The sequence below is a fragment of the Micromonospora desertarenae genome (genome assembly GCF_056150265.1).
In genome coordinates this window covers 281,802-295,976 of record NZ_JAXCFQ010000009.1, presented here as the reverse complement: position 1 = coordinate 295,976, position 14,175 = coordinate 281,802, and the positions used below count along the sequence as shown (strand labels likewise).

Here is a 14,175-nt window from a genome sequence, read left to right as displayed (position 1 = left end):
CTCGCCGACTGGATCGCCACCCGCGGCTACACCGCCTGACGAACACCGGCGACAACCCAAGAACACCAAACGCCGAAGGGCCGACCCCCAACCCGGGGGCCGGCCCTTCGGCGTCTCCAGACCCGAGTCACGATCCGAAGCGCGGACCCCGGGCGCGCACCCGGAGCGCGGGCGGGGAGCCGGGAGCCGAGAGCGCGGGCGGGTTCCAGAGCCCGGGAGCGAGAGGGGAGCCAGTTCCAGCACCCGGACACGTATTGACAAGTATCGACACGAGGCCCACTCTGACGAGAGAGCGCTCTCTCACTCGCCCCGGGCACAGCACACCACCACCACAGTTCTGGCCAGGGACCTCCGATGCCTTTTCGGCGGCGGCGCCGGATCGTCCCTGACCCGTACCCCGACAGGAGTCACGAGATGGACAGGGCCGCACCCCTCTCCGGTACCCGCCGCCGGTCGCGCCGCGCGACAGCGATCGGCGCCCTGCTGGCGCTCCTCGGCACGTACGTCGTGCTCACCGGCGCGCGGGCCGACGCCGCCCCGGTCGCCAACGTCATCCGGGTCGCCGAGTTCCCCGCCGACTGCCCGTACAGCCACCGGCTGCCGGACGACCCGATCATCTTCCCCGGGCTGCCCGGCGCCTCGCACATGCACAGCTTCTTCGGCAGCCGGGTGACCAACGCGCACACCGACCTGGCCGACCTGCTGAACTCGACCAGCACCTGCAATCCCCGGGTGGACGTCTCGTCGTACTGGGTGCCGACGCTCTACCGCGACAACGTGCCGGTCGAGCCGACCATCGTCACGTTCTACTACCTGGGTGAGGGCGTCCGGAGCGACGTCGTCGCCCGCACCGAGCCGATCCCGCAGGGGCTGCGGATCGTCGCCGGCAACGCCCGGGCGACCGGACCGAACGACAGTATCGCCCGCTGGTCCTGCCTGCACGCCGGGCACGTGCCGCCGTCGAAGGACTTCGTCACCTGCCCGGCCGGCACCATGCTGGAGTCGTACCTGGACTTCCCGCAGTGCTGGAACGGCCGCGACCTGGACTCCCCCGACCACAAGAGCCACATGGCGTACCCGGTGAACCAGGCCTGCCCGGCGAGCCACCCGGTGCCGGTGCCGAAGCTGCGGCAGGTGCTGCGCTACCCGGTCAGCGGTGACCCGGCGCGGCTCCGGCTCGCCTCCGGACCGGGCTACACCATGCACGGCGACTTCTTCAACGCCTGGCCGGTCGAGGAGATGGCCCGCCGGGTCCGGGACTGCATCCGTCCGGTGATCAAGTGCGGGGCGGACGGCCGGCCGCTCTGATCCCACCGTCCGGCCCGGTGGGGAGCGGACCCGCTGGCACCCCGGGTCCGCTCCCCGCTCGGCGGAGAGGAGGCCGGATGCGCCCGGCCGTACCGTCCGTCCTGGTCGCCGTCGCGCTGCTCGTCGTGGGCTGTACCGGCGGCGCTGGCCCCTCCGCCGCTCCGCCGCGCCCGGCCGCGCCCGCCCCGACGTCTGACGGCGCCGCCACCCCGGACGGCACCGCGTCGGGCGCCAGCGGCACCGCGTCGGGCGTCACCGCTCCGGGCGCCAGCACGTCGGGGGGCGGCGTGGCGGGTGCGTTCAACCCGACCGACGTCGCCTGGCTCCAGGTGCACCTGGCGATGACCGAGCGGATGCTCCCGGCGCTCGACCTGGTGGCGGACGGGACCAGCGACCCCGCCTGGCGACTGCTGGCCGTCCGGCTCGGCACCGTCCACCGCGCCGACCTGGCCCGGTGCCGCCGGCTACTGGCCGACGCCGGCGCGCCGGCGGCCAACCCGCACGAGGGCCACGACATGCCCGGCATGGTCACCGCCGACGACCTCGCGGCGCTCCGGGCCGCCGCCGGCGTGCCGTTGCGGCGGCTGCTCGCCCGCCACCTGCGCGCGCACCTGACGCAGGTGGTCCGGCTCGCCGCCGCGGAGCAACGCGCGGGCAACCATCCGGGGACCACCGCGCTCGCCGCCGCGATCGCCCGGCAGAGCCGTGCCGACCTCGCTCGCCTCGACCGGCTCGACCCCCCGACCAGCCCGGCCCCACGGTAGCGACGGTGCTGGCGACAACCCGCCCACCTCCGCACCGCTTCGACCCGGGCAACGAATCGGCTGGCCGACCACCGCGTGGGGTGAAGCGGAGCACAGGGACGACGACCGGTTCCCCGACGCGGCAGGCGCCGGGCGCGACCAGCCCTGATGGCCGTACGGGCGGGGCGAGCACCGCCGCCGGCACCGGCCGGCGGTGCTCAGGCGGCGTACCGGGCGGCCAGGTCGACGGTGCGCCGCGCCGCCGCCACCATCGCCCGGTCGGCGAACCGGCCGTCCGGCAGCACCACGGTCCCGGAGTCCCGGGTCTGCGCCTCGGCCACCGCGGCGAGCAGTTCCTCGGCCCGGGCCACCTCCCGCTCCGCCGGCCGGAACGCCTCGGCGATCACCGGGAGCTGGCGCGGGTGGATGGCCGCCCGCCCGAGGAAGCCGAGCCGCCGGCCCCGGGCACAGGAGGCGGCCAGCCCGTCGGCGTCGGCCACGTTCGCGTACACCGACATAGCCGGCGGCGGCAGGCCGGCCGCGCGGGCCGCCACCACGATCCGGCCGCGCGGCCAGGTCAGCCCCTCCTCGTCGGTGACGCCCAGGTCGGAACGGAGGTCGGCCTCACCGAGACCGATCGAGGCCACCGCGGGATCGGCCGTGGCGATGGCGTACGCGGCCTCCACGCCGACGGCCGACTCGACCAGCGGGTGCAGCGGCACCTCCACCCGGGCCGCGAGCGCGGTCACCGTCGCGGCCGACTCCACCTTGGGCAGCCGCAGCCCGGACAGCCCCGGCCGCCCGGCGACGGCGGCCAGGTCGGCGTCGACGTCGGGCCCGGTCAGTTCGTTGACCCGCACCTGCACCGGCACCGGGTGCTCCTCGGCGAGGAACTCGGCGACCGCCTCGCGGGCGTACGCCTTGCGGCCGGCGACCACCGCGTCCTCCAGGTCGAGGATCACCGCGTCGGCGCCCGAGGCGACCGCCTTGGCGAACCGGTCCGGCCGGTCGCCGGGCACGTAGAGCCAGGTGAGCAGCATCAGATCACCCCCTGCGCGCGCAGCTCGGCCAGCTCGGCGTCGGCCACGCCGAGGGCCCGCAGCACCGCGTCGGTGTCCTGGCCGTGCCGTCGCCCGGCGTGCCGGATCTCCCCCGGCGTGTCCGAGAGCCGGAACGGCACGTTCTGCATCCGTACCTCGCCCAGCTCCTCGTCGGGCACCGTGCGGATGGTGCCCAGCGCGGCGTACTGCGGGTCGGCGAGGATGTCCCGCACGTCGTAGACCGGGGCCACCGCCGCCTGCGCCGCCTCGAACGCGGCCACCACCTCGTCCCGGTCGCGCTTCGCGACCCAGGCGCTCACCGCGGCGTCCAGTTCGTCGGCGTGCGCGGCCCGGCCGCTGCCGGTGGCGAACCACGGCTCGTCGACCAGCTCGGGGCGGCCGACCAGGCGCAGCACCCGCTCGGCGATGCTCTGCGCGCTGGTGGAGACGGCCACCCAGCGCCCGTCGGCGCAGCGGTACGTGTTGCGCGGGGCGTTGTTGTTGGACCGGTTGCCCAGCCGGGGCTGGACGTAGCCGAGCTGGTCGTACCAGGTGATCTGCGGGCCGAGCATCGCCATGATCGGCTCGATGATGGCCAGGTCGACCACCTGCCCGGCGCCGGTCAGCTCCCGGCCGCGCAGCGCCAGCATCACCGCGTACGCGGCGGCCAGCGCGGTGACCGAGTCGGCCAGCCCGAACGGCGGCAGGGTCGGCGGCCCGTCCGGTTCACCGGTGGCGGCGGCGAAGCCGCTCATCGCCTCGGCCAGCGTGCCGAACCCGGGCCGGCGGGCGTACGGGCCGACCTGGCCGAAGCCGCTGATCCGGGTGATCACCAGCCGCGGGTTGACCGCGTGCAGCTCGGCCGGGCCGAGACCCCACCGCTCCAGGGTGCCGGGGCGGAAGTTCTCCACCAGCACGTCGGCGTCGGCGACCAGCCGGCGCAGCAGTTCGGCGCCCTTCGGGTCGGACAGGTTCAGGGTGACCGTGCGCTTGTTGCGCCCGAGCACCTTCCACCACAGCCCGACGCCGTCCTTCGCCGGGCCGTGCCCGCGTGACGGGTCGGGCTTGGCGGGGTGCTCCACCTTGACCACGTCGGCGCCGAAGTCGCCGAGGAACGCCGCGGCGAGCGGCCCGGCGAAGAGGGTGGCCAGGTCGACCACCTTCACCCCGTCGAGCGGGCCGGGCCGGCCCGCTTCGGCTGCGCTGGTCACGGCGTTCCCTTCGTGGGGTCGATGGTGGCGAGGAAGACGTCGCCGTTGCCGAGCGCCCCGCCCGGCACCGCACCGGCGGTGAGTCCGCTGACCCGCAGCCGCCCGTCCGCGCCGAGGGTGGCGTAGACGTTCTCCTCGCCGAAGGCGTCGGCGGCGTCGTCGCGGGCGGTGCCGTACTGGGCGACCCCGAGCTGCCGTCCACGGGCGTCCAGCCGCACGGTGAGCACGTCGGCGCCGCCGACCGGCACGCCGAGGCTGCTGCCGGTGAATCCGACCACCGCCACCGCGCCGTCAGGCAGGGCCACCACGTCGGCGCCACCGTCGGCGCCGGGGCCGCCGGTCACCGTCCGCCAGCGCTGCCGGCCGGCCGCCGTGTACGCCACGGTCAGCACGTCGGTGCCGCCGGCGGTGGCCTCGCCGCCGACCGAGCCGGTCGCCACCACCGTGCCGGTGGAGCTGACCGCCAGCCCGCCGAGCAGGTCGTCGCCTGCCCCGCCCACCGACGTCACCCAGCTACGCGCGCCGGCCTGGTCGAACCGGGCCAGCCAGCCGTCGGCGCCGCCCAGCGCGGTGGTGCCGGGCAGGCCGGCCGTGGTGCTGCCGGCGACGTAGACGCCGGCGGCGTCGACCGCCACCGCGTACGCCTTGTCCTCGCCGGCGCCGCCGAGCTGCCGGCTCCAGGCGACCGACCCGTCGGGGGCGATCCGGGCCAGCACCGCGTCCTTGTCCCCGGCCGGGGTCGACCCGTCGAACGAGCCGCTGGTGTAGCCGGCGACGTAGGCGCCGCCGTCCGGGGCGGCGGCGACGGCGTAGAACCGGTCCGCCTTGGCCCGGTCGCCGGCCTGGGTCAGCCAGGACCGCTGGCCGGTCGCGGTCAGCCGGGTCACGAAGCCGTCGTCGGCGGGGCTGCCGGGGTGCGCGCCGTCGAGGTCGCCGCGGGTGTAGCCGGCCGCGATCACCCCGCCGTCGGCGAGCGGCACCACCCCGTAGAGCCGGTCGTTGGCCGGGGTGCCGAACTGGGTCGTCCACCGGGTACCGGCGGCGTCGAGCCGGCTCACCACGGCGTCCAGCCCGCCCGCGTACGGCTGCCCGGCCACCGGGCCGGAGGCCGCGTAGCCGAGGGTGGTGGCACCGTCCGGGTGGGCGGCGACGCCGCCGGCCCAGTCGGTGCCCGCGCTGCCGTACGCCGGCCCGGGCAGCCCCGCCGGCGGGGTGACGCTCAACGTGCCGGCGAGGTGCTTCAGCCCGGCCACGAAGGCCGGCCGCCAGACGTCCCAGTCGTGCCCCCCGTCGAGCACCCGGAACTCGGCGGCCACCCCGTCGGCGCGGCGCACCGTGTTGTAGAGCGTGGCGGCCTCGTAGTCGAGGTCGTGCGCCGCGTCCGCCGGGTCCGGGTTGGCCCACTCGTCGTCGCCGACCGCGACGTACATCCGCACCGGGGACTCCGGGTCCAGCCCCGGCAGCAGCGCCGGGTAGTTCAGCCGCTGGTAGACCTCGTCGGAGAAGCGCTGCTCGCCCGAGCCGAAGGCGCCGAACTCGCGCGCCGACGAGTCGGCCGGCGGCAGCGGCCGGTACACCGCCGGGCTGAGCACCAGCGCGTTGGCGAAGAGGTCGGAGTGGGCCAGCGCGTAGCGCAGCGCACCAGCGCCGCCCATCGAGTAGCCGCCGACCAGCCGGGCGCCCCGGTGCGCGGCGGTGCGGTAGGTGGTGTCGACGTGCGCCACCAGGTCCCGGGTGAGCGCGGTCTCCACCGGCCGGCCCGGGTCGTCCGCGCCGGTGTACGCGGAGTCGACGTACCAGTTGCCGCGGTTGCTCCACGGCGCGTCGGGCAGCACGGCGATCACCGGCGGCACCTCGCCGGCGGCGATCAGCCGGTCGAGGTCGGCCTTCACCCGGGTCCACGCCGCCATGGTGTCGCCCCGACCGTGCAGCAGGTAGAGCACCGGGTAGCGGGTGTCGCCGGCGGCGTCGTAGCCGTGCGGCAGGTAGACGGTGTAGTCGATGTCGCCGCCGAGCGCCGGGGACGGCGCCGCGGCGGTGGTCAGCGTGCCCGCGCGGAGCCGCTCCGCGGCGGCCGGGGCCGCGCCGGCCAGCCCGAGGGCGAGGAGCACGGCGGCCACCCCGCCGCCGATCCGCCAGCGTCTGCTCATCAGGTCACTCCTGTCCGGTCGAGAGGTCCGCGGCGCAGCGGAAGCCGACCTGGTCGGAGCGGGTCAGCCCGGCGCCGGTCAGCAGCAGCTTCACCGACACGTCCGGCGGCTGCGGGCCACCGTCGAAGTACCAGTCCGAGCCCTCCGCCCGGTACGCGGCGCCGCCCTTGACGATGACGAACCGGGTCCGCCCGTCGGAGTGCTCGCTCTCGGTCAGGTTCCACACCAGCGGCTCCCGGCGGCGCAGCAGTCCCGCCTCGGCGGCCACCTGCCACTCGTCCTCGGTGGGCAGCCGCAGCCCGGCCCAGGCCGCGTACGCCCGGGCGTCGGCCAGGTCGACCCCGGTGACCGGGGCGTCGGCCGGCCCCTGCCCGGCGGTGAACCGCTCCGGGCGCACCGGCCGGTAGCCGGTGGCGCGCAGGAACTCGGCGTACTGCCCGTGGGTGACCTCGTCGGTGGCGATGGCGAACCGGCCGAGCTGGACGCTGCGGCGCAGCGTGCCGGTGTGGTGCAGCCGGGGCGGCAGTGGCTTCCACTCGTCGACGTACGGGGTCTCCCCGTACAGGCCGGTCTCCCGCACCCGGTAGCGCACCAGCAGGTCCCGCCGGCCGCCGTCGACGGCCACCATGCCGGCCGGCGGTTCGGCGCGCGGGGCCCACGGCGTGCGCAGCCGCACCGCGGCCCGGGCCGGGAAGGACGGGTCGCCGGTCGGGGCGGGGTGCGCCGGCACGGCGGCGTCGGTGGCGACCACCGCGGCGATCGCGCCGGCCGGCAGCGGGCCGCCCACCGCCACCCGGCCGCCGGGGGTCGGGGTGGCGGTCAGGTCGGCACCGGTGACCAGGTCGACGAAGCGCCGCCCGGGCCGCGCCTCGGTGACCAGCCACGGCCCGTCGTGGTCGCCGCCGCGGTTCACCACTGTCCACAGTGGCACGCCGCCGTGCGTCCAGCGGGACGCGTACACCTGGCCGGTGCCCGGGTGGTCGGCGAGCGGGACCCAGTCCTCGGCGCGCAACCACGCGGCGTGGCTGGCCTGGATGCGGCGCATCGCCCGCAGCACCGCCCGGTCGCGGTCGTTCCAGCCGACCCAGACCCCGAACACGCTCTCCCAGACCAGCACCCCGACCCCGTTGAGCCAGGCGGAGTGCAGCTCGTCGAGGTGGTCGCGGTGCCAGCGGCGGGTGTGGTGCAGCACGTGCCGCCGCTCGAACCACTTGGCCCGCAGCACCCCGGGCACCGGCGAGTCGGCGAACCACTGCGCCCAGGACATCGCGTGGTCGGCGACCCGGGCCAGCGGCACCCGGCTCTCCCCCTCCAGCACCATCCCCGGCCGGACGGCGTCCAGCTCGCGGCGCAGCTCGTCCGCGCCCTCCTTGAGGGTGTCCAGGAAGACCCCGTCGACGCCGAGCTTGCCGGCCAGCGCGGCGACCTCCTGCGCGTCGGTGCCGGTCTCCCGCCGGGTGCCGGTGTCCCACGGGTTGTAGTCGACGAACACCCGGACCCCGCGGGCCTGGAAGGCGCGCACCACCTCGGGCAGCTCGGGCACGTCCCGGTACCAGTCGAACTGGTTGCGCTCGTCCAGCCCGATCACCGGGTACGCGTGCCAGAGCACCACCCCGTCGAAGCCGCCGAAGTCCCGGTCGGCCGCGTCGAGGAAGTCCTCGACCGTGAACACGCCGCGCTCGTGGTCGTAGAGCGTCTCGTCCCAGAGCCAGGCCAGGCAGACGCTGAAGCAGTCGAGCGGGATCTCGTCGTAGTGCGCGCCGGTGTAGCCGAGCCGGGCCCGGGCGTCGGCGCGCCAGCGGGTGAGCTGGTCACGCCAGGCCGGCCAGTCCGCCGGGTCGTCCGGGGCGGCGAAGATCTTCGCCTCGTCCAGCGCGGTCAGGTCGGCGTCCCCGCCGAGCGGCACCTCGGTGGGCCGGTCGATCGGGCGCGGCACGTACGGGTTGAAACTCACGGGCGTCACCTCGGTTCGCGACTGCGGGGCTCGCAAACCCGGCTCACTCCTCGCGCTCACGGCGTCCCCTCGTAGGTCGCGGTGTACAGGGCCTCGATGGCGGCCCGCTCGGGCAGCGCGGTCGACGCGCCGGGGCGCTGGGCGCAGGCCGCGCCGGCGGCGCACGCCCAGCGCAGGATGGCGGTGACCGTGTCGGCGTCGACCGCGCCGCCGCGTTCGGCCCAGCCGACGGCCAGCGCCCCGGTGAACGCGTCACCGGCCGCTGTGGTGTCCACCGCGTCGATCCGCGGCGCCGGGATCTCCAGCCGCAGCCCGGCCCGGTCGGCGTACGCGGCGCCGCGCGCGCCGAGGGTCAGCACCACCCGCGGCACCAGCTCCAGCAGGGCGTCCAGCAGCACCGGCGACTCGTCGGCGAAGACCCCCGCGACGACCGCCGCCTCGTGTTCGTTGACCACCAGCACGTCGACCAGGTCGAGCAGCTCCGCCGGCAGCGGCGCGGCCGGCGCGGCGTTGAGCACCACTGTGGTGCCCCCGGCGCGGGCCAGCCCGGCGGCCGCGACAACGGTCGGCAGCGGCACCTCCAGCTGGAGCAGCAGCACGTCGGCGGCGGCGATGGCCGCCCGGTCGTCGCCGTCCAGGTCGGTGAGTTCGCCGTTGGCGCCGGGGGCGACCACAATGAAGTTCTCCGCGTCCCGGTCCACCGCGATCAGCGCGACGCCGGACGGGCCGGGGACGGTGCGCAGGCCGCGCACGTCCACCCCCGCGGCGACCAGGCTCGCCCGCAGCTGGGCGCCGAACTCGTCGTCGCCGACCGCGCCGACGAAGCCGCAGCCGGCACCGGCCCGCGCGGCGGCGACCGCCTGGTTGGCGCCCTTCCCGCCGGGCACCGTGCGGAAGTTCTCGCCGAGCACCGTCTCGCCGGGGCGGGGCAGCTGCGGCGCCGTCACCACCAGGTCCAGGTTGGTGCTGCCCACCACGACCACCGCGGCGCTCACCGGGCACCTCCCGCGCCGGCCGGGTCGGCGGCCGAAGCCGCCGCGGCCGGGTCGGCGGCCGGAGCCGGGGCGGCCAGCGCGGCGGTCCGGGTGGCCAGCTCGTCGAAGCCGATCCCGTCGAAGCCGGCGATGCTGCTGGCCAGCCGGTTGCGCAGCGGGGCCACCCAGCGCTCCGGCAGCCCGGACGCACCGGCCAGCGCACCGGTGACCGCGCCGACCGTGGCGCCGGTCGAGTCGGTGTCCCAGCCCCCGCTGACCACCGCGCAGATGGACCGCTCCAGGTCCCCCCGCCCGTACGCCAGCGCGGCCGCCACCAGGGCGGCGTTGTTGCGGACGTGCACCCAGTGCAGGTGGCCGTGCCGGGCGTACAACTGGTCCACCACCGTCTCCCAGTCGTCGGTGGACGCGCCCAGCGCCCGCGCCTCGCGGACCGTGGCGGCGAACCGGCTGCCCGGCGGCAGCACCGCCTCGCCGGCGTCGAGCACCTCGTCCACCCCGCTGGCGACCGGCGCGGTGGCCGCCATGGCGGCCACCCAGATCGCCCCGTGCACGCCGCCGCGGACATGGCTGACCGTGGCGTCGCGCCAGGCCAGCTCGGCGGCCCGGTCGGGCCGGCCCGGGTTGACCCAGCCGTAGACGTCGGTGCGGATCTGCGCGCCGATCCACTCCCGGAACGGGTTGTGCCGCCGCGCGGTCAGCGGCGGAGCCAGCCCGAGCAGCAGGTTGCGGTAGGCCACCCGCTCGGCGGTGAAGACCCGCCCGCCGGGCAGCCAGTCCAACCACGCCTGCGCCACGTCGGCGCTGGTGAAGTCCCGCCCGTGGGTCTCCAGCACGCGCAGCGCCAGCAGCGCGAAGTTCAGGTCGTCGTCCTCGGGCATGCCGTCGATGTTCTCGGCGAGGCTGGTCGGCGCGCTGCGCCGGTTCCACGGCCAGCGGGCGGCCACCTCGGCGGGCAGCCCCCGCGCGGTGAACCAGTCGCGCAGCGGCCACCGGCCGGTGGCGACGAGGATCTCCCGGATCCCGTGACGGGGGATCTTCTCCACCGGCTTGCCGAGCAGGCAGCCCGCCGCCCGGCCCAGCCACGCGCCGTGCAGCCGGTCGTACACCGCCGTGGTGGGCAGCGACCAGGCCGCCGGCCAGGTCGCCGCCAGCGCCGCCAGGTCGTCCGGCTCGTCGGCGGTGGTCCCGGCGGGCAGCGCGTCGGCGGCGTCCAGCAGCTCGACGGCGAGCGCCCGCAGCGCCGGCGAGGCCGGGGTCGGCGAGGCCCCGCTGACCGGCGGGGTGAGGTCCCCGCCGGCCGCCGTCCACCGCTCGGCGAGCGGCCCGACGTCGCGGCCCTCGTCCCGGCTGGCCGCCAGTTCGTGCGGCAGCAGGTCCTCCGGCTGCACCCAGGTGATCCTCACCGGGTCGGCTCCTCACCCCGCGCCGCCTCGCCGGTCAGCCCGGCGAAGCGCTCGGCCCGCTGGGTGAACCGGGCGCGGTCGCGCTCGAAGACCTCGGTGGCCACCGCCGCGAGCACGCGGGCCGGCTCCACCAGGTCGGTCCGGGAGGCGGTGCCGACCGCCTCGGCCCACTCCACCGGCACCGCCGCCGCGCCGCCGAGCGCGCCGGCGATCGCGCCGGCCATGGTGGCGGTGGAGTCGGCGTCCCGGCCGTAGTTCACCGCGCCGAGCACCGCCGGGCGGAACTCGCCGCCGGCCACCACCAGCATGCCGATGGCCACCGGGAGTTCCTCGATGGCGTGCAGCCGGCTGGGCCGGCGGGCGCCGAGCCCCGGGCTGCGGTACTCCTCCCCCACCGTGTCGTAGGGCGCCACGGCGGCCCGCAGCGCGGGGATCGCGGCCTTCCAGTCGTGGTGGCCGCGGGCCTCCTTGACCACCGCGTCGATCGCCGACCGGGTACCGTCGCGGGCCAGGTCCAGGGCCGCGGCGACCACGTCCTCGACGCCCGCGCCGGGGGCCGCCGCGGCGGCGACCGCGGCGGCGAAGACCGCCGCGGCCTCCCGCCCGTAGCTGTGCTGGTGCGCCCCGGCGATCTCCACCGCCTCGGCGTACGCCCCGGCCGGATCGCCCGCGTTGACGATGCCGACCGGGGCCATGTACATGGCCGCGCCGCAGTTGACGATGTTGCCGACGCCCGCCTCGCGGGGATCGGCGTGCGCGTGGTGCAGGCGGGTGACCAACCACCGCTCGGCGGCCGCGAGCCGGTGGAAGGTCACCCCCTCGCGCTCCAGGTCCGGGATGTACACCACCCGCTCGATCAGGTCGGGGACGAGCAGCTCCACCACGTCGTACGCGTCGAGGTGGTCCCGCTTGGCCGCGTACGCCCGCACCAGCGCGTGGGTCATCAACGTGTCGTCGGTGATGTGCCCGTCGCCCTTGTGGTACGGCGCGAGTGGCCGCGCGGTGGCCCAGTCGGCGTGGTACGGGGGCACGATGCCCTCCACCCAGCCGCCGAAGCGGGCCCGGATCTGCTCCGGTAGTGCCGTCTCGGTGGCCCCGCCGAGGGCATCGCCCACCGCGGCGCCGACCAGACATCCGACCGACTTGTCGAGCAAGAGTGCCATGGTTACCTCAGAACCTGCTTGCCCCCGTCGACCAGCTGCGTGCCGAGCTGGTCCAGGGTGATCTTGTTGGCGAAGTACTGCTGCAGGGCCGGCGTGGCGTACTTGGTCTTCCACTCCGGGTACCCGTCGGCCATCTGGAACGGCGCGACGGTCAGGTCGGCCGCGCTGTCCGCGGCGACGTCCCAGCCCTGCTTGCCGCCGGTCAGCTTGACCAGCTCCTCGTTGGCCTGCTTGCCGGTGGGCACCAGCCAGTCACCCTTGGCCAGCGCGGCCATGTTGGTCGGGTTGAGGAAGTACTCCAGGAACTGCGCGGCCTGCTTCTTGCCCTTCGAGTCCTCGGAGATGGACAGCGTCTGCGGGTTCGCCGCCTGCTTGCTGGACAGCCCCTTGATCGGCGGCAGGGTCACCCACTCGAAGCCGGCCGGCGCCTGCTCGACCATCTGCTGGCGCAGCGACACCGAGCCGGGCAGCATGGCGTACTTGCCGCCGAAGAAGCCGGGCAGGGTGTCCGCCCCGCTCATCCCGAGCGCCTCCGGGGAGGCCGACTTCGTCGTGTAGATCATGTCGTGGATCCGCTTCGGGACCTCCTTCTCCGCGTCGCCGACCTTGACCTCGGTCTTGCCGCCGTCGGTGTAGAAGAACTTCCCGTCGAAGTTGAGCGCCAGGTTCAGCACCCGGTTGGTCGGCGACTTCAGCGCCCACGCCACGCCGTACTGGCCGGGCTTGGTGAGCTTCTGCGCGTTGGCCTGGAACTCGTCCCAGGTCCAGCCGCCGTCGGCCGGCGGCACCGCGACGCCGGCGGCGTCGAGCAGCTTCTTGTTGGCGATGACGACCTGCGACTCCAGCAGGAACGGCACGCCGCTGACCTTGCCGTCGTAGGTGACCGTGTCCCAGACGCCCTGGTCGATCTGACCCTTCAGGTCGTCGGAGACCAGGCCGGACAGGTCGGTCAGGTAGCCCTGCTTGCTGAACTCGCCGATCGCCGACGCCTCGTAGTGCACGATGTCCGGCGCGTCGCCGCCCTCGAAGGAGGTCAGCAGCTGGTCGTGCACCGAGTTCCAGTCACCCTGGACGTACTCGACCTGGATGTCCGGGTGCTCGGCGTTCCACTTGGCGACCAGGTCCTTGTTGGCCTGCAGCGACTCCTTCTGCCAGGCCAGGCTGAGGAAGCGCAGCTTGACCGGGCCGGATGTGGTCTCGTCGTCGCCGCCGTCGCCGCACGCGGCGAGCGCGCCGACGCCGACGACCGCGACCGCGGCGGCCGCGGCGAGTCGACGGAATCTGCTACGGAGCATGGGGGGAAACCTCCTCGGTGGTGGATGGGGGTGGATCAGCCCTTGACCGCGCCGGCGAGCGACCCGGACGAGAGCCGGCGTTGCATGAACGCGAAGAAGATCAGGCTGGGCAGGGTGGCCAGCAGCGAACCGGCCGCCAGCGGGCCCAGGCGGGCGGTGCCCTCGATGCCGACGAACCGGGCCAGCGCCACCGGCAGGGTGGCCAGCTCGGGCGTCTTGATCAGCACCAGGGCGAAGAAGAACTCGTTCCAGGCGGAGATGAACGAGAACAGCGCGGTGGCGACCACGCCGGGGGCGAGCAGCGGGAAGACCACCCGGCGCAGCACCTGCACCCGGCTCGCGCCGTCCACGCTGGCGGCCTCCTCCAGCTCGCGCGGGATGTTGCGGACGAAGCCCTGGAGCATCCAGAGCGCGAACGGCAGCGCCCAGACCACGTAGATCAGCACCAGCCCGGCGTGCGTGTTGGCCAGCCCGACCTGCCGCAGCACCAGGAAGATCGGGATGATCAGCAGCACGAACGGGAAGAGCTGGGAGAGCAGCACCCAGCCCAGGGCGGCGGTGCCGAGCTTGGAGCGGAACCGGGCCAGGGCGTACGAGGCGGGCAGCGCGACCAGCACGGTGAGCACCGCCGAGGCGAGCGAGACCTGGAGGCTGTTCAGCGCCGCCCGGCCGAGTTCCTGCTCGGTGAAGGCCTGCACGAAGTTCTGCACGGTCGGGTTGCTCGGGATCAACGTCGGGTGCAGCTGCACCAGTTCCCGGGGCGGCTTGAACGCCGTCGAGACCAGCCAGACCAGCGGGAACCCGAGGAAGATCAGGTAACCGGCCAGCGCCAGGTACTGCAACGTCCGCCCGGTACGGCTCGACTTTCCGATCATCGCTGCCCTCCGATCAGGACTGCGGGGCTCGCAAGCTG

The 14,175-nt window shown here is 75.4% G+C and carries 11 protein-coding genes; 2 read left to right on the top strand and 9 right to left on the bottom strand.

All coding sequences use genetic code 11. The features are described from left to right. Positions 1-414 precede the first annotated feature (414 nt). Both SM577_RS20490 and SM577_RS20485 read left to right on the top strand, forming a co-directional pair. Positions 415-1,308, top strand: a complete 894-nt coding sequence (locus tag SM577_RS20490) for a DUF1996 domain-containing protein (RefSeq protein ID WP_302921421.1) — start codon at positions 415-417, stop codon at positions 1,306-1,308. 77 nt (positions 1,309-1,385) lie between these two features. After that, positions 1,386-2,072 (top strand): DUF305 domain-containing protein, encoded by a 687-nt coding sequence (locus SM577_RS20485; protein WP_474587733.1) that lies wholly within the window; start codon positions 1,386-1,388, stop codon positions 2,070-2,072. Positions 2,073-2,269: 197 nt separating this feature from the next. On the opposite strand, the gene SM577_RS20480 is transcribed toward SM577_RS20485, so the two are convergent. From SM577_RS20480 to SM577_RS20440, 9 genes are read right to left on the bottom strand one after another with little or no spacing between them, the layout of a single operon-like run. Beyond that, the gene (locus SM577_RS20480) at positions 2,270-3,091 is read right to left on the bottom strand and encodes an HpcH/HpaI aldolase/citrate lyase family protein (RefSeq protein WP_302921419.1); all 822 of its coding nucleotides are present in this window, start codon (positions 3,089-3,091) and stop codon (positions 2,270-2,272) included. Beyond that, complete coding sequence (locus SM577_RS20475; RefSeq protein WP_474587732.1) at positions 3,091-4,302, bottom strand: CaiB/BaiF CoA transferase family protein; 1,212 nt, start codon at positions 4,300-4,302, stop codon at positions 3,091-3,093. The genes SM577_RS20480 and SM577_RS20475 overlap by 1 nt, the downstream gene beginning before the upstream one ends. Further along, on the bottom strand, positions 4,299-6,452 hold the full coding sequence (locus SM577_RS20470; RefSeq protein WP_474587731.1) for an alpha/beta hydrolase-fold protein: 2,154 nt from the start codon (positions 6,450-6,452) through the stop codon (positions 4,299-4,301). The genes SM577_RS20475 and SM577_RS20470 overlap by 4 nt, the downstream gene beginning before the upstream one ends. 4 nt (positions 6,453-6,456) lie before the next feature. Beyond that, the gene (locus SM577_RS20465) at positions 6,457-8,406 is read right to left on the bottom strand and encodes an SUMF1/EgtB/PvdO family nonheme iron enzyme (RefSeq protein WP_474587730.1); all 1,950 of its coding nucleotides are present in this window, start codon (positions 8,404-8,406) and stop codon (positions 6,457-6,459) included. A gap of 56 nt (positions 8,407-8,462) precedes the next feature. Continuing rightward, positions 8,463-9,401 carry a PfkB family carbohydrate kinase gene (locus SM577_RS20460; RefSeq protein WP_302921415.1) on the bottom strand — a complete coding sequence of 313 codons (939 nt, stop codon included), beginning with the start codon at positions 9,399-9,401 and terminating at the stop codon, positions 8,463-8,465. Then, complete coding sequence (locus SM577_RS20455; RefSeq protein ID WP_474587729.1) at positions 9,398-10,804, bottom strand: ADP-ribosylglycohydrolase family protein; 1,407 nt, start codon at positions 10,802-10,804, stop codon at positions 9,398-9,400. Before SM577_RS20455 ends, SM577_RS20460 begins: the two co-directional genes overlap by 4 nt. Beyond that, a complete protein-coding gene (locus tag SM577_RS20450; RefSeq protein ID WP_302921412.1) occupies positions 10,801-11,967 on the bottom strand; it encodes an ADP-ribosylglycohydrolase family protein in 1,167 nt (388 codons plus the stop codon). The genes SM577_RS20455 and SM577_RS20450 overlap by 4 nt, the downstream gene beginning before the upstream one ends. Before the next feature lie 2 nt (positions 11,968-11,969). After that, positions 11,970-13,262, bottom strand: coding sequence for an ABC transporter substrate-binding protein (locus tag SM577_RS20445; protein WP_474587728.1), 1,293 nt, complete (start codon positions 13,260-13,262; stop codon positions 11,970-11,972). Positions 13,263-13,297: 35 nt separating this feature from the next. Next, positions 13,298-14,137: a carbohydrate ABC transporter permease gene (locus SM577_RS20440; protein ID WP_302921409.1), complete on the bottom strand. Its 840-nt coding sequence runs from the start codon at positions 14,135-14,137 to the stop codon at positions 13,298-13,300. Positions 14,138-14,175 lie beyond the last annotated feature (38 nt).

Bases quoted from the DNA above. Each gene is read 5' to 3' on its own strand.
- SM577_RS20480 (WP_302921419.1), bottom strand. From the start codon at position 3,091: ATGCTGCTCACCTGGCTCTACGTGCCCGGCGACCGGCCGGACCGGTTC.
- SM577_RS20440 (WP_302921409.1), bottom strand. From the start codon at position 14,137: ATGATCGGAAAGTCGAGCCGTACCGGGCGGACGTTGCAGTACCTGGCG.
- SM577_RS20490 (WP_302921421.1), top strand. From the start codon at position 415: ATGGACAGGGCCGCACCCCTCTCCGGTACCCGCCGCCGGTCGCGCCGC.
- SM577_RS20445 (WP_474587728.1), bottom strand. From the start codon at position 13,262: ATGCTCCGTAGCAGATTCCGTCGACTCGCCGCGGCCGCCGCGGTCGCG.
- SM577_RS20450 (WP_302921412.1), bottom strand. From the start codon at position 11,967: ATGGCACTCTTGCTCGACAAGTCGGTCGGATGTCTGGTCGGCGCCGCG.
- SM577_RS20470 (WP_474587731.1), bottom strand. From the start codon at position 6,452: ATGAGCAGACGCTGGCGGATCGGCGGCGGGGTGGCCGCCGTGCTCCTC.
- SM577_RS20485 (WP_474587733.1), top strand. From the start codon at position 1,386: ATGCGCCCGGCCGTACCGTCCGTCCTGGTCGCCGTCGCGCTGCTCGTC.